We start from the raw sequence: 24886 nt of genomic DNA on the forward strand, positions 1-24886 counted from the left end.
GGATATCTGATTTATTTATAACAGGAATGATGCAAGCAAAAGCTGACATCAGGGATTATTACGATAAATATTGTAACGGCGATTCAACAGCCGATTGCCATATTTCGCGAGTGCTGTTTCTCTCTCGTCAGTGGTCGCTGGCTTCTTCAGTAACGATTTTCCATGAAAATAACCTGAAAGCAGTGCCGCGCTACTCCAGGCCTGCTCGCCGCTGATCGTCTGCTGGTGTTCGGCTCGAAAGTCTGATTTGTTGATTTCCCGTAAAATATCGCTCGAATCCAGTCGGGGAAACTCATTCGCTCCCTCCAGGTAAGTCGCTTCAGACGGGAACCAGACCTGCATTAAATCGGAAATCCCGTTGTCGGCAAGAATGACTGTTACCATTTCCTCAATCTGTCGCAGTGAATCAGAAAGTGGATCTTCTGTATCCAGTTGACTTGTGCTTTGCTGATTTGTGCCATTACCCGAATCTTGTTCTGTCGGTGGAGCGGACTGCTCCTCTGTGACATCACTGGCTTTCCCATTACGAATATCGACATCCATCAGGAGACGAACTCGTTCTTCTCCCGCTTCTTTCAGGTAGATCTGATAGCGTCCGTCGGGCAGTGTTTTAAACAGTTTTGGCAGATTATCCAGATCTGATTCCTGGAGAGGGACATCATCGATGACATCGCCGTTGGGGGCCAGGATTCTCAAAAAGACCAGACGCTCTACATTTTTATTTGCTTCGTTAATTGCTGAGTCTATTAACTGCGTTTCTTTATTCGTGAAGATACTCTGGAAATTCGATGTGGAATCGAGAATCACTTCCTGTTGCGGAAAGATCAGGAGTGGCACTTGTGGAGTCGTGTCAATCGCGACGGTCGCGAGTCCTTCACCAGGAGTTTCCAGTAACCCTGATTGGGTCGTGAAATCCAGACTGCTGTTTCCATCAGTGAAAGTAAACTGCTTATCACCTTGCATTGTGACCAGAATCGGGATGTCAGCCGCCGGGTTTAGTGGATTTGGATTCCCGGCATAGGTATGCTGGAATTCGAATGAGCCGGGGTTATCGAAATTGAAGGTTTCAATAGTGCCATCACCCCAGTCGATGGTGATGAAGAAGTTCTGTTCCGTAAATCGTCCAAAGTCACCGGTCACAGTTCCGACACCGGTTGGTAGAATCTGAGGAGTGAGGATATTCCGTAAGTCAGGTGGCAAGCCTGCGATGGCGCCTGTCTGTGAATTTAGAGTGGTACTTGAATCAATGGAAACTCCACTGGTTCCATGGCCTGAAAAGATTCCGGTGCCTGCCACGCTGTAGTCAGATGTGTTGCCCGTGTCGTTGATATCGAGAATACCGTTACCTGCCTCGACATTTATATTTCCATTTCCACCAAAGGCACGGACAGGTGCATTCAGCGTTAAGTCACCTGGCCCTGTTGATTCCAGATCAATATTTCCACCAGATCCATTGACGACGGGCATATTAACGGTCAGCGGACTTGCATTCGAAATGATGATATCACCCGGCGTATCGGCTGAGTTTGTGATTCCCTCAACGCCATCTACGGTGCCAATGGTTAATAAAGCGCCTCCCAGATCGTTATTGATCTGGATATTGCCTGCATCGGTATTGACTGCTGCCAGCATTGACACAGCAGTCTCAATAGAGTCGGTTGAACCGACTCCAGTTGCCGTTTTGAAGACCAACTGGTTGGAGATGATGTCTCTGCCACCGGTATCACCGGAATCAGTCACGCCACCATCAGTACTTGTAAGTCGTGTGAATGTAGTTGTAATTAACTGACCGACGTCGATATTATCACCGGCTTGTAAATCCAGGCTTCCAGTTCCGGCATCAAAGATGGTGCCATCAGACATACTGATTCCGCCACCACCGGCGCCCAGATTAGCAGAATCGGCCAGTAATGTGATCATTCCATTATTCGAGCCGATATCACCGGCAGGACCGAAATTCAGACTCTTTTGTGCTGTCAGATCAATGGTTCCGCCAGCGGTCTGAATTCCATCATTGACTTGAATCAAGGAATCCAAGCCGCTTGCGGTAATATCGATGGTGCCTGATCCATCCGTTGATACAACATTGGTCAGAATTCCCGGATTTTCAAATAGTATCGAGCCATCAGTGATGATCGAGATTGCGGAACCGATCGTTGCGACTTCTTCGAAGGTTGTGTCTCTGCCGCCTGATTGTTGGAAATCAATAGTTCCGTTGCCTGTGGTCAGGCGGGTAAAACTGACATCGCCAGTTTCGGTCGAAGAAGTGTTATTCAGATCAATGTTACCGGTTGTGGTGTTGATTGAGAGTGTACCACCGGAAATTTCAACGGGGTCAATATTACCAATTCCGTTTTCGGCCTGAAGTGTAATTGATCCGCCGACAGCGTTGATATCAATTACAGGGGTGTCCTGATCGTCAACCGCATCATTGATTTCACCGGCTGAGGTGATGGAAATGATACCGCCCGGACCAGCCACGGAACCCAGCAGAATGTCACCTTCGCTGGAAAACGTGATATTTCCGGAGCCCGTAGTAATACTGGTTGCGGTGACCGACGTAATCGCTGTATTCTGCAGCAGAATGTCCCCGCCGGTTGTATCTGCCGTGAATGTGTCCACATTCAGCTCAAGCGTATCACCTGTGCCGATACCGGTCACAGCATTCATGGTCAGGCTGCTGGCATGGATATTAAGTGGGTCAGGTAATCCATCATTCTGGTCTATAATAGCAGCCTGAGAATCAATGAGAACATGCTTCGAGTCCGTCTCAATAAATCCGGTAAGGGTTACATCTCCTCCAGTCAGGATTTGAATATCTCCAGAGTTCGATGTGGTCTGAAGTATGTCATGCACGATCAGTGCATTGGTTTCTCTGATTTGTATTTCACCTGCCGTGGCGTTGACGATGTTAATCTGGTCGACATTCATTTCAATATGCTGATTAGAATCTGCGACTTTACCAACACCCTTTGTTGCGATAATTGTCACCAGTGCGCCGGATTTATTGGCGATCAGGTCTTCTTTGACGAGTAAACCTGTCCCAAGAGTGTCTCCCGAGTCAATCAGGCTGGAATCTGTTTCAATGTAGATCGCAGAAGTTGTCGCATTCGTCGTGATTATCTGGCTCAATTGAATATCGTCGGTCGCATCCAGTCTGACCGTTCCATCGCCGGCGTTGATGAGAGTACCGTCATTCATCATGATACCGAGGAGCGTATCCCCACCGCCGACTGCATCAGCGGTTAAAATAATGCTGCCTGACGTACTGGTGAGATTTGTTGTGTCTTTGAAGATGATATCATCGGCGGACATAATTGTGACTGCGCCTGCGTTGCTTAGAATATTGGCATTCAGAGTGAAGTCCGTATTAGTATCGGTCGTCTGTAGGAACAGGGTTCCCGAACCTTGTGTCTGTATCAAGTTTGAAGCAGTAATACTGCCTGTTGAGCTCAGTGATACATTCGTATTCGTTCCACCGAGCAACGCAATCGAATCGGAATTGACATCAACCAGTTCGAGGGCAGGGGAGTCATTGCTGATGATCAATTCGCTGCCGGTTGTTGTTCCGTCAAATCTTTGCGCTGTGATCTGAACTGTTTGCGCTGACTGTGACTGGAATAAAATTGTGTCTACTGCATTGATATCGATGACCCCGCCACCTTTGTTAACGATCTCAAAAGCATCAAGTCGTAAATTGGCAGATTGTAAATCTGGGCGAACCGTGATCGAACCATCAGAAACCAGGCCAATCGTGTCCTGAGAATTATCGACACCGTCTGTGGAAGAGACATCAATGTCACCACCGGTTACTTTCAAAAATGTGGTACCGGCTGTTCCGGGGCCTGCGTCCAGTTTGTGTAGCACTGGCGTTGTATCGAAATTGTGAATCGCAATTTGTGGATCGATGAGCGCATTGCTGGTGAGATTCATCTGGTTGACGGAAGTCTGCAGTGGATCCAGGCCTGCATCCGTAAAGATGTTTGCAATGCCGCCGATTTTGCCACCAGCAGTTATTGTTAACAGGTCCCCTGTAGTCCAGTTGGTGTCGCTGCTGTCTGAGTCCAATATATCGCGACCAGAATCGAGGGTGATGTCGGCCGTGTTTAGTGCAGTTGCCGTATTGATTGCATTTAATGTGGTGACAATAATATCGCTTTCAGTCCCAGTTGCCGTCAGTGTAATCCCATTGTCTGGATCTATCATGGTTTTATTGTTTGAGTTTACATTGACTGCATTGATGGTTCCGCCGGCATTCACAGTAATAAACCCGTCAAATGTAGTGAGCTGAGTCAATGTAACACTATCCACTTCATCGATGTGAATTCCTCCCGCATTGGTATTCACCTCTGCGGTAATGCTGTTGACGTCGGTGTCGACTTCAATTCCGTCGGCCGTCAGTCCCGCGCTGCTGGAGGTCAATTGCAGGTCGTCTGCGGTAATCCAGTGACCATCAGTCGCCGTGTCGAGAATCCCATCATCGGCAGTTAATATTACGTCAGCATTTCCAACCGCTTTAATTGTGGTGACGAGTATATCGCTGCTGCTGCCTGTGGCAGTTAAGGTGATGTCATTATTATCGTAGCTTGAATCATTGGTTGATAAAACAGAAGTAGCCGTGATCGTCGTTGTTGAATTGATGACGATTTCGCCATCGAAGGTGGTTAAGTGCAGCAAATTGATGGCGACGCCACTGTTATTAACAAATAAACCACCTGCTGCGGACACTGTTGCAGAAAGTGTTCCGATCTCTGTTTCCAGTGGATTGCCGGTCCCAATTCCACTTTTTGCGTTGAGAATGGCTACTGATGCAGTAATGTCGGTATGAGTAATACCATTGTCAAGAATGGATGCGGAGTGAGATTGTATATTGACGGTTCCACCGGTGAATACTCCGCCGAGTAACACGTCTCCATCTGCAGTCAGGTTAATGGTTCCTGTGACACTGTTGATCTGCGTTCCATCTTCCATAGTGATGGAATACCCGTTGGAGCCCACAGCATTATCGGCAATCAGAGTGATGGTTCCGTCCACTGTATTGAGCACACTGCTGTTCTTAACGATGATGTCTCGGGATGACGTCAACAGCATCGCGGCTGTTCCCATTGTAGACACCGTTGCACCGGAATCGAATGTCATCGTATCAGTGGAATCAATTGTGATGATACCTGCCATTGATTGTGTGTTTTCAACGACATCCAGAGTACCCGTGACATTGACCAGAATATTAGCCTCTGCTTTCAGCCCCACCTGAGAACTGATGCCACCAATTGTGAGGTCCCCGATATTATCCAGGAAGAAACCACCATCAGGTATTAATCCTCCCTGTCCGGCATTTGCTTCGAGGAAAGAAACCGCTGTGTTGATAGCATCCGTCGATTTGCCGACACTCAAATAAGAGTTCATGATTAACTGGCTGGCAGTGATATTAGCAGCGCCGGTACTGTCGTTGTCAGTGATACCACCATTCTTAGAGGTGATGTCAACCAGTCCTTCCGTTGTTGTGATCGAAGAAAGGGCGACATTATCGTAGGCAGACATCAGAATCTGTCCATCCTGCGATTCGATGGAACTGCCAGAGTCGAGAGTAATCGCGCCTCCACCCAAATTGTCTTTGTCAGCCGTCAGTGTGATCTGACTGCTGGATTGCGCAAAAATCCTGCCAGAGGATGTCAGATGAATATCATTGTCGGCAATGAAAGTCATGCTGCCGTGGGTGCTGGAAACCAGGGCAGTGATTATTACATCATTTCCGGCGACCGCTGAGATATATTCGTCGGTCGTGAACGCGCCATTGATGTTGATGTCGTTGGTGGAACTGATATCAACGGTAATACCATCTCCACCTGTAACCGATGCATTATAGGTGATATCGTCAGAGGTATTCGAAATGAATACCGTCGAAACTCCAAGAACTACATCATCCTGATATAGTTGGGCTCCTGTTGTCTGAACCAGACCACCATTAATATATGTAGTTCCACCATTATTTGTAGTTAGAGTTGAGAGTGGGTCTGTATTACCTGCAGAGCCGCCGAAGATCGTATCGCCTGCGGTGCTGATGATCAGGTTGATACCGCCATCGACCGTTGAGACAAATTCGATCGAGTCTCCGTCTGTACTGGAAAGCGTAATATCGTTCGTAAAATTGACAGCGTCATGATACAACTGTAACCCGGTCGTCGTGACAGTTGCTCCTGTCCCCGTAAATGAGATGGCGTCGAGTCCCAGGGTGTCGATTTCAACAGAAGCGGCAGTAATATTTCCCCGGATTTCTGCACTTTCCGCGAGGATATACAGGTCTCCGGGCCCCAGATCAAGGGAAGGCTTGATCGTCACCGGATCGTCATCCCCTGCCAAAATTGAAAGGCTGGCTTTGAACTGGCTATCAATACTTTCAACCAGGATGGTATCCACGCCCGCAGCGGTACCCGCACTGTTAGTCCGAATTGTCAACGAATTACTGGGGTTCAGGAACAGAACGGATTCACTGGCATCGGAATCAATAAAAGAATAGTGATCGACCAGACCAATATCGTCTGACAGAGAAATGGTTTCGACAGCGTCAGTAAAGTCAAAGTCGCGATTTGTTGCCAGCAGATTATCTATAATCGGTTCCAGACCCGTGAATGTGATTGTGGTGGAACCATCGCTGGGACTCCCCATGGGGAGCAGGCTGTTAAACATAATCGTAATGTTACCATCTTCCCCCTCGGCAGGAACGGAATCAGGGGTGAAGACGTAAGCGACCGAATCCGCTTCATCAGCTTCCAGTGGATTTGCATAATCGAGAACCAGAGTATCGCCACCGCTGGTGTTATTCAGATAATTACCGTCGTTGTTCTGCGAACCACCATGAAAGAAGATGCCGCCGGAAGGATTAGCAAACCCGTCATCAGGCTGGTTAAGGACTAAGACATCGTCGCCATCCAGACCATAGAAAGTGATTGAAGTAATGTCGGTCAGCACGACCGTATCCAGAATGATGGGAGTTCCCGTAACATCGCGTGTTAATACGAAGGTTGCTTCATTTTCACTGGTGAAAGTGACTTCGAGCAGATCGTCCTGACCAGTTCCATAAATGACGATATCACCGGTTCCATAAATACCGGGGTAAAGAGTCGGCGGGTTCTGGTACGCTCCGATATGCGGTGTCGTAGTGTTAGTGTCTGCGTCAAATTCAGAAGAACCATAGGCGGCCGCGGAGCCAAAACCGATGGTGAACTGTACTTCCAGTGATTCGGTTGGTGAGTAGTTCGGATCATTGGCATAAGCAAACAGAGGATCGCCGAATGTATTGGTTGAATCCAGAGTGACGTTAGAATCCAGGTCATTCCCATTGAAGGTATTATAAGTCACATTTGCATTCAGGGGAGCTAATACTCCGAAGCCTTGAATCGGGGGCAGGGGAGGCTCTGCTTGAATATAGAGTTGAATCGTCGTGCCACCATTTCCAGCAGCGATGGTAGTACCGGCGGTATCATTCAGATTCCAGTAAGCAATCAGGCGCGGATCACCATTTAGAGCAGAGCCTCCAATGCTGTTGTTCATAATATCAAGACGTTCTGTTTCTGACAAAACGTCATTGAACCAGCCGATGTCGTCCATCATACCATCAAAAGCACGTGAAGGGTCTCCCGGATCCCGTCCCACATTCATCAGACCGTTGATCGTATCTGTAAAATGAGTGCTGTCAAAACCTGACAGGTTTTGGTCATAGCCGGTAAGATAAGGATCCTCAACTCCATCAATATAGATATGCATTTCGCCGGTATCGGCGTCCCAGGTATATTGAATATTTGTCCAGTCGCCAGCTGCACTCCCCTGTCCACCGCCCTGGATTGTGAAATCGGAGCCATCCTGTGTGCGACCATAAAACTGACCGCCACTATTGTCACGATACTGGAACTCCATCCCACCATTTTCGGGGCCTTCGAACAGCTGATTCCGTCTATCAGTATTGTCCATCTTGACCCAGAAGTTGAGCGTTCCCTGGTAACCGACATCGAAGGTCGCATCCTGGAAGGTAGCGAAATCATCGATACCGTCGAATTCCAGAGCCCCACCAAATTGACCCTCTCCCGGTTTGAATTCCGGACCAAAGGGGACAATCCCATTGGTGGATATTAGCATTTCGATCCCACTGACGTTATCAATGGCAATATTGCCTGCCGTCTCATCAAAATCCCAGTGCGCGACCATACGACCGTCACCTGAGAGCGCCGCCGCACCATTAATACTGGTGCGGATGGTATCGAGATCGGCCTGATCTAAAGCTGCATTGAACCAGGCGACATCATCCATCAGACCATCAAAGAAGCGAGTGACGTCACCCGGGTCACGGCCCACATTCATCAGCTCATTGACCGTACTGACAGTGGCTGTCCACTGGCTTAGATCGGCATCGTAAGTTCCGCTGAGATAGCCGACCTCTGCACCACCTATGTAAAGGTGCATTTCAGGGCCAGAAGCGCCATTGAAATCCCAGGTGTACTGGATATTCTGCCAGTCTCCCGTTGTTCCTCCGGCTCCGCCGTCCTGAATAATATAGGTGTTTCCATTGCCATCATTACGATTGGGGCTGCCGAAGAACTGACCGCCACCGTTAGTACGATACTGGAATTCCATACCGCCATTGTTGGGACCCTCGAAGAACTGATTACGACGGCCCTGGTCATCCATATTAACCCAGAAGCTGAGAGTTCCCGCGGTACCAACATCAAAACTGGCATCCTGAAACAGACCAAAATCATCGACGCCGTCAAATTCAAGCGCCCCCCCAAAGACACCGCCACCTGGATTCCAGAGAGGGTCGGTTGTCGGCTGCGGTCCATCGTAGCTGAAACCATTAAAAATATTGTCGGTTATGTATACCTTATCCACAGCAACAGACAGGGCAGGATCGAAGTAAATTCCCCCTGGTTGTGCGTAGATTCCGTTACCATTGGTAACAGCGGAATCCTGCCAGTCAAACGTATTATGTAGGATAGCGATGCCATCGGCGGTCATACCACCATTGGTGATCGTCAGAGTGTAGTTCTGGTCTCCAGCTTCCTGGAAGTCGCCAGCGATCAGGCCATTACCAAAGTAGTTATATGAGATTTCTCCACTGAAGGCATTGTTGTACGGATCTCCAAATGTGCCCTGTGGTCCAATCGAGATCGGCCCCCAGCGGAAATGGTCTTCGCGGAATTCATTACGGGTGATCAGAAAGTCTTCCCCACTCCCGCTGTTTCCATCTCTGATCGCAGCGCGTCCGTAGATGCCTTCAAAGATCGAGTCAGAGATTTCCAGATGGTCTGCACCTTCAAACACAACTGCACTGCGGTAATTGTCACCGAACAGCAGATTATTTAACATCGTATAGTCAGCTGAAGTATAAAGGACATATCCACGGTAGTCTGTGGCTGACGTGTGAATTTCCCAACCCAGTTGTGCCCCTGTAATGGTGACATTATCAGCAGAGATGTTAACGGCAATGTCGTACGTTCCAGTCGGGGCGCCGGCTTTGCGGATTTCGACAACGTCTTTACCTGCGCCCAGCAGAGAGACCGATTCGTCAACCTCAAGAGTTCCATTCGTCAAGTAACTGCCGGCAGCAATATTGATGATTCCACCTGTGCCTGCGATATCGACAGCGTCCTGCAGGTCAGCTCCGCCAGCCGACCCTAATACATTGACAGTGGTCGCATCACCTGACACATTGTTAGAGACCAGGTCACCGTCCAGTACCACCGTTGTGGCATTGAACGCGATGGAAGAGGCAGTCAGGTTGATACCGTTGGCGACGGTGATATCCTCCACGTTGAATTCCAGGTTCTTCCCTGTATTGAATGAAATACTGTCGTTTGCATAAAGCGTATCAGCATCTCCCTCGCCATTGATGATGAGGTTGGCTGTAAAGTTTGTAGCCAATGAATCGAGAGAAATAATGTCTTCGCCGGCACCTGTGTTGATCGTCAGTGTGCCAGTGGGATTGTCAAAAGTGATGATTTCACCAGCCGTCGAGTCGACAGTCGTTTTACCGCCACCTGCGTCTGAAATGGTGATCGTTTCGTCAACACCACTGTAGTTCAATGTGACATTTGTTGTATTGACAGTTGAAGTAATGGGTTCGAGATCGGTGTAGATAATGAAATCGGACATTGTGCCGTTTACTTGAATACTGCCGGAACTACTGTTGACAAAGATGTATTCGACGGACGTGGAAGTTCCCTGTAGATTTAAGACATCACCAACACCACCCGGATCCTGCCCCTTACCATCGTAGTTGATCACGATCCCAGCTGCAGCCAGTGCAGTGTCGACAGTCAGGCTGTCATCTCCATCACTGCCGTTCACTGTAATGTTACTGGTGTCTGCTAGAGAACTGGTACCGATCAGAGTGCCGCTACTGTAGTATTCAACATTGTCACCCGAGACTCGGATCTCAATCTGTTTACTGCTGACGCCTCCATCAAACTGGAAATCGGCGTCCCCGGAAATCGTGAATTTTTCAATTTCGCTGTAAGTGACCGTGGAGAAAGTGCCGGTGACCGAACCTGAGCCATCCCCATTTGAAGAAACGACGGCAGTATCGGTTGTCGTGTTATAAATATTGAGCTGATCATTGGCGGGATCACCGCCTGCAATTGTAAAAGCTTCTGCATCGGGAGTGACATCAAAAATATCAGCCGCACTTCCACCAGTCAGATTAATAAAGCTACTGAAGTCGAGTGTATTGGTACTCTGGTAAGTATTGGCCCCAGTCAGGGTCCAGGTAGCATCGCTGTTAATACCAGTCAGAGAGTTCGTACCATCGCCGCCGGTGATCTGGTCAACATTCGCAAAACTGACTGATTTATTTGCTTCCGTACCGTCAAAGCCGTCCGTGCTTCCGAGAGCCGATAAAGTGACGTCCAGATCAGCGGTATAGCTGCTAAGGTTCAGATGATCGGTCCCGGCCTGGCCGTCAAATGTTCCGTTCAGGGTTGAACCATTATTGCTGAACTGCAGCGTATCATTTCCTGCGCCTGCTTTAATATCTACCGTCTGATTTCCGGAGATTATGAAGAGGTCAGTCTCACTGCCTCCCTGTAGCTGCTCAAAACTGGAGAAGCCAAAGGAATTCGTACTGCCATAATTCTTGGATGTTCCGATTGACCAGGTGGCGTCAGCATTACGGCCTGTTAACTGATCTGCTGCTCCTGTCCCTGCGATGGCCTGATTGATGTTGTCAAATCCACCAGAAATGGAAGTCACCGTTCCCTGATGACCATCAAACGATCCCAGAATGGACAATCCAATATCAATGGACGAAGTATAGAGTGAGTAGTCAAGCTGGTCTGAACCGGCCTGGCCATCGATGGTTCCTGTCAGAGTAGCTCCATCGGCAAAGGTGAAGACATCGTTCCCGGTATTACCGGCTAGATTGTGAGACTGACTGCCTGAGATCGTAAATGTATCGACCTGAGTACCACCGGAGAGATTCTCAAATCCATCGAAACTCAGGTTATTCGTCGACGTGTATTCATTGGTTCCATTAATTGACCAGGCAGCAGTCGCGTTGATGCCTGTCAGGGAATCGGTATTTGCACTTCCAACAATCGTATTAATGTTGTCAAATGAAGTCAGTGTGGATGAATCAGATCCGGAAAAGCCATCCGTAGTCCCGATGGCTGAGAGGATAAGATTCAATGCGATCGTGGAAGTGGAATAGTCAAGTACATCATTTCCAGTCAGACCATCAATGCTGCCTGTAATCTGTCCCGTACCACTGAATTGGAACGTATCTACTCCGGCTGCTCCCACCAGATGATTGAATGCTTCGAACGCGATGCCTGCAACGGTCCCCTGGTTGACGCCATCAATCAGGTAGGTCGTTCCGGCGGTATAGCCGATAATTCTGTCGAGTGAACCATCGCCGATGCCTTTGTCGATTCCGGTTGCCAAATTGATTCCGGTCGCGCTGCCATCATTGAGATTGACCGTCACCGCTGCTGTTACCGCTGAAAAATCGATGCTGTTAAAACCGATGCCACCAGCCAGGGTTCCGTCAATCTGTCCACCATCGAGCATGACGAACGTATCCGCGGCATCATTTCCAGTCAGGTTCTCCACATTCGAGAAGACAACCTCTCCGGTGAGCAGGCTACCGGAATTGACGCCGTCAATTATCCAGTCGTTGTCCTGGTTGGGAGCTACAATCGTATTCGAGCCAGCGCCGCCATTAAAGTTAATACCACCAATTGAGATGATATCGGCTTCACTCATATCGATTCGCAGAATGTTATCATTACCGTTTCCAGTAATCTGCACATCGGATACTTTGTCAAAAGCATGGGATGGCACAATTTCATTGGAAGTCCCGGTCTCCAGGATGCGAATCTGACTGCCATCTCTGATGATGGTAACATCGTCCACAGACCAGTCGACCGGATTAACGACCAGCGTTTCAGCCAGATCGTTCAGGTTGATTGTGATCGTGGCTGTTGCCGTTGAACCGGTATCATTAACAATCACATCCATGGTGTATGTGGGATTGGTTTCGAAGTTCAACAGGCTCTGGTCGGCAACAATAATCTGTCCGTCAGAAGTAATGTCAAATGCGGCAGATCCATTGACTACGGATTCCGTAAATGTAAGTGTGTCACCGGGCAAATCGGCGTCCGTGGCGACGATCACAGCACCGACACTCGTACCATTGGCAGAATTTTCATCGACAGTGCGAGTCTGATCGGCAATGACCGGATCGTTGTCATTCAGCGGATTGAGGTTAATGGTAATGGTTGCGGTATCTGTCGCCCCCGCACTGTCGGTGACCAGGATTTCCAACTCATATGAAGTCGCTGTTTCGTAGTCAAGTTGTGTTTGATCCAGAACAGTGATCTCACCAGTGGAACTGACGGCAAATGCCGTCTGACCGCTTCCCCCCGTGAGGCCGAAAGTCAGGCTGTCCGGTGGCACATCCACATCCGTAGCGACAATCGTTCCAACCGATGTGGTATTGCCGGTGTTTTCATCAATGGAGAATGCTTGGTTATCGGCAACAGGAGGGCTGTTCACAATCAGAACCACATCGTTGCCATCACCGCCTTTATAAGTGATGTAGACCTGATTGCCGTTAAAGGTAAACAGGGTTCCTTCCGCACGATCGACAAATTCACCGACAACCGGATCGACGTCATCGTTTTCAATCAGCAGAAATTCGGTTCCGGCTGCCGCGGTAAATGTACTGGAGATGTTGAGCTTCGCGCCGGTAAGATTCACTTCACCGGTGACCTGTACCTGATCGTATTCTGAACCAGCGGTGGTTCCGTTGATTTCAACATCCAGAGTAGAATCTGCTTCCAGTGTGAGGTGTTTTGTGCTGATGCTGCCGGGACTTGACCCCGGCGTAAAACTTCCATCACTGTAAACAGTCACATCCGCGTTGATTACGCCAGAACCACCAAGGACTGCGCCTGTATCCACAGTCACTTCAGCAGTGGTGAGTGAGCCATCAATGATTAATGTTCCGCTTTGTACGTAAGTAGAACCCGTGTACGAATTGGTTCCGGACAGAATCAACTCACCGTCTTCCAGTTTGATCAGACTGCCGTCACCTGAAATATCTCCTGCATAGGTTGCAGAAGTGGATGTGGGTATGAAAATGTTGAGTAATCCTGCCGCTCCTCCCAGCAAAACTCTGCCAGTCCCCTCCAAAGAAATGATTGACAGTTGGACGCCATTCACATCAAGCACACTGGAAGCCGAGGTAAGGCTCACACTTGAAGTTTCGGGAATAACAAAAGACTGTGCCAGTTGCAGTGTCCCATCATTGATAATGGTCTGGCCTGTGTAAGTATTTAAGGCATCCAGAATCACAGTTCCGGCGCCATTCTTAACCAGGTTGGTTCCATTCAATTGTGCGCTGACTGTGCCTGAGCGGAGATCAAGGTTCGACTGAGCCGTCAGGACGCCACCGGAGACGATGACGGTTCCATCTTCCAGAATAAAGTTGTTGACGGTTTCATCATAGTTGTCCAGATCCAGAGTCGCTCCACCAGCGAGTGTCAAGGAAACGGTATCAGCCAGCAGGTCACTGGCAGTCAGCTGGTACGTATCGCCAGTGTGGCCAGAGAGAATCAGATGGGTGGGGGCAAAGTCGACGTCAAATGAAACCAATTTTACGATTGAACCGCCACCGGAGGTATTGATTGTCAATGAATCTGCAGGGACTGCAAACGTAGTCAGTTCAAACTCAGACGATAAACTGCGGATCTGCATTTCACCCGGAATCGCCGAGTTTTCCAGAACAGCCTCAAATGTGTCGGCGGGAAGATTGATGACAATGTTGTCAGCAGTACTGTCACCACCAAAGAGTGGTTCCAGACCGCTGTAACTGATTTCGGTAATCCCGTTACCACTGATGTCGATGGTGCCTGAACCGGCGCCGGTCAAATCGTGCGTCACTGTCTCGAACGTGCCGCCTAGGAATTCCAGCGCATCATTACCGGCCGTGCCACCTTCGAAGATAATGGCAATTTGGGTCAGTTCCTGGTTGCTGTAATCCAGAGTCAGCAGATCTGATTCTCCATCTGTGCCAGAAAAATGGATTGAAGTTACTCCCGCTGCGGGAGTTGAGAAGAGCAGGGGAGTCGTCTGGTCGGGATCGAGAATCTCCAGATTCGAACCGTTGATTTGAACCACGAATGCATCATCAGCATTCAATTGATTCGGCAGAATCACATTTAATTGATCTCCCATCAGTTCAAATTGCCCCAGGTATGTTACCGTGGATTCCGTGCTGAACTGGGGGGGCGTACCGGAATCGACCTGCAGTTGGATTCCAATATTGACGTCACCCGTGAATCCTGTGAGATCGGCCGAACCTGATAAGACAAGCGACTCGTCTCCCAGAAACTGTACCGTCTGGGAGGGTTCTATCCCTGTTACGAGAATGGATGAGATCTGCGTCAGGTCAAACTGCAGAATACTGCCAGGCATACCCCGGCCATCGTCGACCTGAAGAGTATCGCCACCGTTGACCACTGAGACGGTCGCTTCATCGTCTGTCTCAGTCAGATTCAGCTCAAGCACACCGGTAGAAACGTCAACTCCTGCAGTGACATTGAGCACAATTCGATCTTCCAGTCGGACCAATTCCAGATCTGCGTTTCGGTCCTGCCTCAGACTGTTAAACTCAAGGTTGGGAGTAGGGTGAGATTTGCCCAGGCATCGATTCAGCCATTTTAAAAATCGCACGTGTAAGATGCTCCTTTGAGTTTTTGCCTGTGTCCAGGTTCATTTCAGTGTCTTCAGGTAATCAGACCCTGCAGGGAGTAGATGTGAAAACACTCTGGTTTAATAGATCGCGCTCTAAAATAGTTTATGTATTAAAATGGTATCCCTTTTTGAGAGATACCATTTTTGTGTGTCTCAAGTTAGAGGGGGATCGAGAACAGGGATGGTATAACGCAGGACCGGCCCTGAAATCCTGGTTTTACAGTAACACGGCAATGTCCCCGGTGCACTCAGGAAGTTGCCTGTGTCATGGCAGAATATCTCCCCCATATTATCTTTACCCACTCAATGTTATGTCAACGATATTTAACGGAGCAGATTCATCTCGTAAAAATCCAAAGCAGATGTCTGCACAAACGTCACATACAGTCTAATCAGTTGTTGGGGGTCGGTTTTGCCCCTGTTTTTAGTGCTGCTTCCTATAACCAGTTCAACTGTTGTACGTATTGTAACTGATAAAGTATGGGACCTGTTCGGTTAGATTTCATGAATGACTCACAATTCCCTACATTAAATAACCATAACCAGAATTTGTATGGCCTTGCGTACACTTCTTCTAGGTGCGGTATTGGCGTTGTGTATCAGGCAGGTTAGGGGTATTACAAAGACCTTGCTGCTATCTAAAGTGGTGATGCTCCCGTCTGAACCACGAAGCCGATAATTGAAAAGAGTACTCCCAGATTTCGAAATTGAGTTTTATTTACTGTTGTTTTCAGCCTAAAACAGCATACTTTCATGTGGAGCGCCTGATTCAATGAGGTTGCTATCTTATCATCCAATTATTTTGACTTGCGTATGCTGCCTGGTAATCAGTGGCTGTGCTGTGAATCAAGGTGCCCATTTCTCAGTAGCACCTGAATTTGATCACAGCAAGTACACCGCCATGGCCAAAGCAATGGAAGCCAGAAGCCAAGATACACCTCAAAAGACGATCGACGACGTAAATTCTGACAGTTTCAGGGTTACGGGTTTTAATAAATATGGTTTTACGACCAACCGGCGTAATCAGAAAGTATCAGGTACGACGATTCAGACAGATCAGCCAGTCGTTCCAGATCTCGAATTTGATGAAAGCTCTCAGTTTCAGTCGATAGAGCTGGTAGACGCTCGACTTGAATTGATTGAGGAACCGGTTGAAGCTCAAAAACCGGTTCTGGAAGTACCAGAAATCCAGTTTATTCTGGCCCCAAAACCGATGACCTTACCGTCTGTTCCACCCGCTCCCGAATCAGGGGCCGCTATTCCTGAAACAAAACAGATGAAACAGAAAACCAATTCACCACATCTGGTCGAACTGGGACTGAAACCTCTCACAGAATTAACGTTAAACACGAAACCATCCACTGGTGAATTACCTGTAAATACAGCAGGCGCGCAACTGGAAAAGATTCCCGTTGAACAGGTTGTCATGGGGACGACTCGTGACTGGTCTCTGACTACCAAAGAGTGGGAAGCCCCGGCGATTCCCTGTAATCCGCTGTATTTTGAAGAGCCGTATCTGGAACGCTATGGATACAATTACGGACCAGCGATTCAGCCATTTATATCTGCAGGTCGATTTTTCGGGCGCGTCCCGGCTTTACCTTACATGATCGGCGCTAATCCGATTCATGAGTGTGAATATGACCTGGGCTACGAACGGCCCGGAAATTGTCCTCCCTATCAGGTGGAACGGTTACCCTTCAGTGCACGTGGTGTCTTGTTTGAGAGTCTGACCGTGACGGGTCTGATCTTCCTGATACCCTGATCGGAATTCAGATCAGAGTCATCTCCCGTTCTTTCAGCCCTAGAATTAATTGCTTATCGACCGTGATACCAAGTCCCGGCCCGTTTAGTGCAGGAGCTTGACCTCCCCACTGAAACGAAAGGTCTTCCAGGATGATATTCTGTTTTAACAGATAGCGATCAAAACTGCCTTCCAGAAAATCAATCCCTTGAATGGAAGTCGCAAAGTGTCGGCCTGCTGCGGAAAGGATTCCCGTTTCTCCAACCTGACATCCCAGTTGAAACCGGATGCCCGCCTGCCGAGCCATTTGAGCCAGTTTTACTGTAGGAATCAAACCTCCCAGCTTCGAGATGCGGAGATTGAAGGCATCACAATAGCCTTCTGCTATCGCCAATTCAGCGTCCCGATCAGAACACAGCGATTCATCGAGCATGATCTGTGTTGCGAGTTGTCCTCGTATTTGGTGGAGTGTCTCGAGATCTTTATGAGATACCGGCTGTTCAATCGATTGAATCCCCAACGCATTGATTTCAGAAGTATGTTCTTCCAGAAAATGTCGCGACCAGGCCTCATTGGCGTCAAGGCGTAACCCCATCTTTCGTCCCGTGAGCCTTCTGATTTTTCGAAGCAGGGCAAAATCATCGATGTCAGGCAGTCCCACTTTGACTTTGCAGTTTTGAAATCCTGTCAGGCGGTAGAGCAATGCCAGGACGGTCTGTTTTACCGGTTTCATTGACGTAAGGACAGCACTGTATTGCACACTTTTTTGAGATTCACTCAGTTCCGCGGCACCTGGAAGTAACGGTATTAACTCTGAAAGCGACATGTTCCATTGACGTGCTGTGGCGTCCAGCAGACTGAGTTCAATCGCACAACGGGCTGCATTGCCGAAGCAGCCTCGTTCCTGGTATTCAACTGGTGCTTCAGTTAGTCCGGCCAACTTTAAATCAGAGCAGATTTGTACGACATTTTCGATCGTTTCCAGATTGTGCTCGACGAGAGACCGAAAATCAGTCGCCTCATATTGCGCCAGTACGGTTTCCGCTGACTCTCCAGTGACGTAAGGACGGGGAACCGATTCTCCCCAGCCTGTGGTTCCGTCTTCCAGCTCACATTTCACGATGATCGAGGTAGATTCCGATCGACTGAACGAGGCATGGCTGATTTTTCGCCGCAAGGGGACAGCAATCTGATATGCGTCAAGTCGGGTGATTCTCATGAGGTCGGCGTTAAACCTTCATTAACTCTATACTCTATTGAGACATAGGTACAAATTGGGGGTGACAGGAATTTCAGAAAGCACTAGGATTGCCGTATTCTGAATGGATTTCGAATTATTCGCAACATGGAGGCGATCGTGGGTGTTCCCCTTTCTCAAATGTGGACTGTAGCTAAGTATGTACTGACACAACGTATTAAAGGTGTCGAACGCTATCCACTGGTGCTGATGCTGGAACCTTTATTCCGTTGTAACCTGGCCTGTGCCGGCTGCGGAAAGATCCAGTTTCCTTCGCATATTCTGAAACAGAACCTGAGCCCCGAACGGTGTTTTGAAGCGGTTGACGAGTGTGGGGCACCCATTGTTTCCATCCCCGGCGGCGAGCCCTTGTTGCACCCCCAGATGCCGGAAATTGTGGCAGGGCTGGTTCAGCGAAAAAAATTCATTTATCTGTGTACCAACGCGATCTTACTGGAAAAACATTTAGAGAACTATCCCCCCTCAAAATATCTTACGTTTTCGATTCACCTGGATGGCATTCGCGAAGACCACGATGCAGCAGTCTGCCGGGATGGGATCTATGACAAGGCGATCAGCGCGATCAAAGCAGCAGTCAAAGCGGGGCATCGCGTGACGACAAACTCCACTCTGTTTGAGAATGCCGAACCAGAGAGGGTCCGTCAGATGTTTGATGAACTGGCCGAACTGGGTATTGAAAGTATGATGCTTTCACCCGGATATCAGTACGAGAAAGCCCCTGATCAGGAGCATTTCCTGAAGCGGAATCAGACCATTCAGAAGTTCCGCGAGATCCTGTCTGCCCCGAAAAAAGCCTGGAAATTCAATCATTCTCCGCTGTTTCTGGAGTTCTTGAAAGGCAACTGGGAGCTGGAATGTACTCCCTGGGGTAATCCCACTTATAACATCTTCGGCTGGCAGAAACCCTGTTATCTGCTGGAAGAAGGCTATGCCGAAACCTTTGCGGAGCTGATGTCTTCTACCCGCTGGGAACAGTACGGGAAAAAGAGCGGCAACCCGAAATGCCGCGACTGCATGGTCCACTGTGGCCACGAACCAACGGCCGTCGATCAGACTTTCTCATCCTGGAAAGGTTTCCTGAAAGTGGCTTCACTCACTCTGTTTGGTTCAAGAAAAGCAGACAAACCTCTGCCTGCCCCTGCAAACGAAAGCGTTGGCGCACCGCATTATACGATCAGTGACAGGGAACTGTTTCAACTGCCAACACTCGCCGAAGAATCCTCTGACGAAGAAGTAGAGGCATTGAATCTCTCGAATTGAGTTGTTTCGATAGAACCGCCACTATGCTCAGAGTTCGTGAATGCTGTGAGCCTCGCTCTCTCGGATCGTGCTTGACTTTCGCGGTACCGGCGACTACCACTATACACTGTTGCACAATCTTTGAATAATCAGTGTGTCTGACGCTCAGGTCGGCTGTTACAGGCTGATCGGTGGTCTCTTTCAATCTTAAGAGTCTGGCTGTAATTGAATTCGAATCACAGCCTCGACCGGTTTATCGTCCGGAGTTTTCAATGCGTTTCAATACAAACTATGGCTGGCGTACTCTTTCTCGATGTCTTCTCTTTGCGACCTTTTTTTTAGCTGTTGTCTATAGTGGACGCCCCTCTCTTGCTCAGGACAATGCAAAGCCAGACGCCAAGGGGCAAACTATATTGCCGGCGTTCCCATTCAGTTCGGTTCCTGATGTGGCATTCGGAGTGATTGCCGTTCGTCCTAAACAAATTCTGGCAGAAAAAGCAATGCAGCCGGTTCGGGAACTGATTCAGCAGGAAAAGAAGCAACCTCGAAAAATGGACTTATTGGGGATCGACCCCACTCAGCTGGAAAGCATTGTACTGATCTATCTGCCCTCAGATACGGGGGGCCAGGTGACTCCCTTCGTCAAGTATGTGAGTGTGATCAAATCGGACAGGGTGATTGATCGCAAGCAGGTGAAAGCAAAGTTCAGCAAGCTTGAGCTGAAAGCAGCTGACTACAAAGGCAAGCAGGTTCTGACAACAGGGGCTATCAATAGTGATAGTATATGTTTTCTAGATGAAAAAACCATAATCGTTTCAGACCATGTCAGTACGGTCATGCAGATCATCGACCAGCTGGAAAGCATGGACGAGAAATCCTGGAGTAAACGTCTACAAGCTGTGGGACAATCCTCTGTTGCCGCTGCCATCGATATACGGATTTTCCGCGAACTTGTCATCGGTCAACAGGTTCTTACGCTTGCTGAAAAATTGCCATTCTGGCCGGTACTCTCTCCCCTCTGGGATAATACTGATGTCGCTTTTTTCAGTCTGAAACTGGATCGCGAACTTTCAGTCAAATTGATTTTTGAACAGAAGGAAAATAGTGGGCAGATCAAACAGGCGCTGGAAGGGATCCTGTCACTGGGACAAAACATGTTCGCCCAAATACAGGAAACTGCCAGGCAAAATCCCCAGCGCGTTCAAAAAGACGATCTGGAAAAAATGAAAGTCATTGAATCTGCATTGCAGGCTGCCCGGGTAACACAGAATGCAGGTCAGATCACATTAGCAACTTCGCTGAATGACAATGAAAGTACCAGGCTCCTTGCCAGTCTGGTGCCGGGAATTAAGCAGGCACGGGAAGCGGCACGGCGTTCGCTATCCAAGAACAATATCAAGCAGATCATGCTGGCTCTGCATAATTATCATCAGGTTCACAAGCACTTTCCACCGGCTGTTGTGCTGGGGCCCGATGGAAAAACACCGCACAGCTGGCGAGTCGAACTATTGCCATTTCTAGACCAGCAGGAATTGTATGATTCCTATAAAATGAATGAGCCCTGGGACAGCGAACACAATAAAAAAATTGCGGAAACCCTGATTCCCACATATCACAATCCGAATTCAGAGAACCCGGCAAATGCTTCTTACTTCGTAGTGGTCGGAACGAATACTCCTTTTGGCACGAAAGAGGGCGTCCCTTTTTCGGCAATGACGGATGGGACTTCCAAAATCATTGCCATTGTGGAAGCCAATCGCGATATTCCCTGGACAAAACCCGAGGACATTGCTTTTGATGGCAAAAAGATGCCTGACTTCGGCGGATTTCATGACGGAGGATATCACACAGGTCTCTGTGACGGCTCCGTCCATTTCATTTCCAGCCGGATTGATCCAGAGACACTCAAAGGTCTACTGATCTTCAACGATGGTAAGCCTTGATCACCTGCCATGCCGTCCTGAATGCTTTGCAAATAAATAATTTTCAGATTCAAGTTGACATCCTTACTTATTGCATTACTATAAAACCAAATCTAAATAACCAAATATAAAATCAGAGCAGAGTTTCTTCAAGGAGCCGGAGATGGCCAGACCGAAAGCGAAAGAACTCACGGCACGTGAATTAGAAATCATGCATGTATTCTGGGAACGGAGTGCCTCAGATAAACAGATCGAATTAACCGTGACGGAAGTGCGCGATGCTTTAGAACGGGCAGGTAGAGAGCTGGCCTATACCACAGTGGCGACTCTGGTACGTATCCTGGTAGAGAAAGCTTTTTTGAAGCAGACAAATGAGGAACGGCCTTTTTTGTATTGTTCGATCCGGTCGTTTGATGACGTATCCGGCAGCATGTTGGGGGAGATGATTCAGAAAGTATTTGGGGGCTCGCATGAAAAATTGCTGCTGCGATTACTTGAAGAACGAGAGCTGAAACCTCACGAGCTTGAGAAAATCAAGGAAATTCTGAAGGAGAAGTCCTGATGCACACATTCGGAATCAGTCTGCTCTGGTTGGGGCTTCAGGTGACAATTGTGGCGATAGCGACCATCATCGTCTACTCGAGCACAAAGCATTTTGGCCCCCGTACGCGATCCTTTGTCCTGTCCAGTTCGATCGGAATGACACTGCTGCTGGCACTACTTGCATTCAGCCCCTGGCCGCGCTGGCAGGCAGACTGGAATACAAAAACGATCGTTGAGAAAACAGAACATATAAACCAGACATCTTCGCCCCCTAAAACTTCTACTCAGGAAGCGAAATCTCCGTTCATGGAAAGACCCCGCCTGGAGTCGGAGTGGGGAACTGTCTGGGACGGTTTCCTGAAAGGTTTAAAGCAGGAACCAGCGATCAATCAGACAAATTCGATACCCACCCCGGCCGGTCTGGTGGGCTGGCTGTTTGCAGGTGGATTTCTGATCGCGATAATCCGCTTCCTCATCGGTTTTGTGTCAGTAAAACACATGGTTCGTCAGTCGAATTCTCTGAATGGTTCTACTGCTGAAGAAACACTTGATATTCTGGCAGCGGAACAACAGCTGACGCGCCCTTTAAGGTTACTGGAACATGGTCAGCTGACGACAGCAGCAGTGATCGGCTGGTGGCGACCGAAGATTCTTCTGCCGACAGCCTGGCACCAATGGAGTCAGGAACAACTCCGCGCGGTCTTAGCGCATGAGTTAGCACATATCGAACAGAACGATTACCTGACGATCCTGGGGGCAGAACTCAGCCGGTCGCTCTATTTTTATCACCCGCTGATTCACTGGCTTGTCTCGCGATTACGCCTGGAGCAGGAACTGACGGCTGATGAGGCAGCAGCGGAAACCAGTGGTGGTGCCGGCCCGTATCTGGTCGTCCTGGCAGAGATGGCCGTCTCTCAGACACCCCATCGTCTCACAGGTCCGGCACGTGCCTTTCTACCCACTCATTCCACATTTATGAGGAGAATCGAGATGCTCAAACAGAAGCGATCACTGAAAACAGTCATCTCACACCCGGTGCGTGCGATGGTAATCTGTTCCATGCTGGCAACCGGTCTCCTGGCGGCAGGATTTAGGGGACAGCAGAGTAGTCTGGCACAACAGACCGCAGCAAAGTCCTTCGCACAGCCTGCGGAAGGGCCTGATAATTTGAATCAAAGCCTGCGAGGTCAGCATGAAGCGTTCAAGATCAACGCCGTCCCGAATGATGCGCTGGGGGTACTGGCGCTCCGACCGGCCGAACTGCTGTCGCAGCAGGCGCTGCAATATGCCAAGGCTCTGATGTTGCAGGCAGAAAAAGAAAATTCCCGTCTCTATCCACTGAGGATACCACTTACAGAAATCAAAACATTAACCGTGATCTTTCTGGCTCCCGAACCGGGAATACCTCACAGTCAGCTTTTGAACTATGCGACTGTGATTGAGACGACAAAGGATGTCGATCTGAAGCAGGTGGCAGTAGATTTTAGTGGCGGAAAACTATCCTCTCGTGATGGAGTCCACTACCTGCAAGACAAAATCAACTCAGGTGCCCGATTGGCGATACTTAACAAACGCGAGATGCTTCATACTGAAAACGAGAAAATTCTGCGGCAGATTCTGGATGTACGCAAGAACGAACAATCGGGACGCTGGGCAGAGCAATGGAAGCCGATTGAGAAGAATTCTATCGCAGCACTGTTCAACCTGCGGCATCTGCGGGAACTGGTCTGGAAAAACCAGTGGAAGGTGGACTTTAATGAATCAGTCTGGAAAGCTTCCCTTGCACCGGTTTGGGAGAATACAGATGTGATCACTCTGGGGGCTAATGTCAGTGACAAGACCTCGCTGCAGGCAACCCTCTATCAGCAACAGGACGGCAAACAGATCCTCAAAACTCTGGATGCTGCACATATCCTGGGGGCCAACTTGTTGCAGCAGCATGAACAGCAGATTCTCCTGCAAAAACAGAGGGAGCAACTTGTGAAGCTTCCCCTCGTAAAATTAGCTCTTCAACTGGTCAATTCAATCCAGTTCGAGCAGATGAATGAAAATGTCAGCCTGACAGCGTCTATGTCGGATCTGAGTGTATTGACTGAGAGCACTGCGATCTTTGTGCCGGCGATGATCGAAGCTCGCCAGGCGGCACTACGACTGGAATCAATGCGCAAACTGAAACGTTTGGTTTATGCTATGCATCTCTATCATGACAAACACCATCATTTCCCCCCCGCCGTCGTGATGGGACCTGATGGCAAAACTCCTCACAACTGGCGTGTGGCGCTGCTGCCTTACCTGGACGAGAATGAACTCTACAAGGAGTATCGGCTTGACGAGCCCTGGGACAGTGAACACAACAAAAAAGTGTTAGAGAAAATGCCGACTGTGTTTAAAAATCCGAATGAGAACCGACCCGGGTATTATACTTCCTACCTGGCAGTCGTGGGGCCCAATACTGTATTTGCCAAACCGACCCGTAATGCTGCTGGTGCACTAGGTGGAGAGTTTGGAATAAGCAGCGGTTTAGACGGGGAGATCGGCTTTAATAGCCGTCCAGAAGGAAAACAAGAGCCAGTTGCAGGTGTCAGATTGAGGGGTATCACAGATGGAACATCCAACACGATTGCGATCGTCGAAGCCAGACGCGAGATTCCCTGGACGAAACCGGAAGATATCTCCTTCGATGGAGAAAAACTACCGGAACTCGGTGGATTTTATGCGGGGGGCTTCAATGTCGGACTCTGTGACGGTGCAGTGCGTTTTTTGCCGGATCAGATCGATCCGAAGACATTGAAAAACCTGTTGCTGATCAACGATGGCAATGTTGTAGAATTTCCCTGACTTCAGTTGCTACTGAAGAGAATGAACTATCCCTTCAGGCTGGTTTGAATATGCTTTAGACGTTCAATTCTTTTGTGGAAGTCAAAGCTGATAAGC

The 24886-nt window shown here is 48.8% G+C and carries 7 protein-coding genes; 5 read left to right on the top strand and 2 right to left on the bottom strand.

Features of this window, described 5'->3' with window-relative positions; genetic code table 11:
• Positions 1–48: 48 nt before the first annotated feature.
• Positions 49–15225, bottom strand: a complete 15177-nt coding sequence (locus Pan161_RS02270; RefSeq protein ID WP_145223979.1) for a LamG-like jellyroll fold domain-containing protein — start codon at positions 15223–15225, stop codon at positions 49–51.
• Positions 15226–16147: 922 nt separating this feature from the next.
• Between Pan161_RS02270 and Pan161_RS02275 the strand changes: the two genes are divergently transcribed.
• Complete coding sequence (locus Pan161_RS02275; RefSeq protein WP_145223980.1) at positions 16148–17011, top strand: hypothetical protein; 864 nt, start codon at positions 16148–16150, stop codon at positions 17009–17011.
• Between the two features lie 7 nt (positions 17012–17018).
• Here the strand turns inward: Pan161_RS02275 and Pan161_RS02280 are convergent, their stop codons facing one another.
• On the bottom strand, positions 17019–18209 hold the full coding sequence (locus Pan161_RS02280) for a mandelate racemase/muconate lactonizing enzyme family protein (RefSeq protein ID WP_145223981.1): 1191 nt from the start codon (positions 18207–18209) through the stop codon (positions 17019–17021).
• A 138-nt stretch (positions 18210–18347) separates the two neighbouring features.
• Between Pan161_RS02280 and hpnH the strand changes: the two genes are divergently transcribed.
• The 4 genes from hpnH to Pan161_RS02300 all read left to right on the top strand — a co-directional run bounded on the left by hpnH (position 18348) and on the right by Pan161_RS02300 (position 24790).
• Complete coding sequence (gene hpnH, locus Pan161_RS02285) at positions 18348–19508, top strand: adenosyl-hopene transferase HpnH (RefSeq protein ID WP_232103593.1); 1161 nt, start codon at positions 18348–18350, stop codon at positions 19506–19508.
• A gap of 251 nt (positions 19509–19759) precedes the next feature.
• Positions 19760–21430 (top strand): DUF1559 domain-containing protein, encoded by a 1671-nt coding sequence (locus Pan161_RS02290; RefSeq protein WP_145223983.1) that lies wholly within the window; start codon positions 19760–19762, stop codon positions 21428–21430.
• Between the two features lie 142 nt (positions 21431–21572).
• Positions 21573–21971, top strand: a complete 399-nt coding sequence (locus tag Pan161_RS02295) for a BlaI/MecI/CopY family transcriptional regulator (protein WP_145223984.1) — start codon at positions 21573–21575, stop codon at positions 21969–21971.
• A complete protein-coding gene (locus Pan161_RS02300) occupies positions 21971–24790 on the top strand; it encodes a M56 family metallopeptidase (RefSeq protein WP_145223985.1) in 2820 nt (939 codons plus the stop codon). The genes Pan161_RS02295 and Pan161_RS02300 overlap by 1 nt, the downstream gene beginning before the upstream one ends.
• Positions 24791–24886 lie beyond the last annotated feature (96 nt).

Origin of the sequence: Gimesia algae, assembly GCF_007746795.1 — a bacterium.
Lineage (GTDB): Bacteria > Planctomycetota > Planctomycetia > Planctomycetales > Planctomycetaceae > Gimesia > Gimesia algae.

Bases quoted from the DNA above. Each gene is read 5' to 3' on its own strand.
- Pan161_RS02275 (WP_145223980.1), top strand. From the start codon at position 16,148: ATGGCCAAAGCAATGGAAGCCAGAAGCCAAGATACACCTCAAAAGACG.
- Pan161_RS02290 (WP_145223983.1), top strand. From the start codon at position 19,760: ATGCGTTTCAATACAAACTATGGCTGGCGTACTCTTTCTCGATGTCTT.
- Pan161_RS02280 (WP_145223981.1), bottom strand. From the start codon at position 18,209: ATGAGAATCACCCGACTTGACGCATATCAGATTGCTGTCCCCTTGCGG.
- Pan161_RS02300 (WP_145223985.1), top strand. From the start codon at position 21,971: ATGCACACATTCGGAATCAGTCTGCTCTGGTTGGGGCTTCAGGTGACA.
- Pan161_RS02295 (WP_145223984.1), top strand. From the start codon at position 21,573: ATGGCCAGACCGAAAGCGAAAGAACTCACGGCACGTGAATTAGAAATC.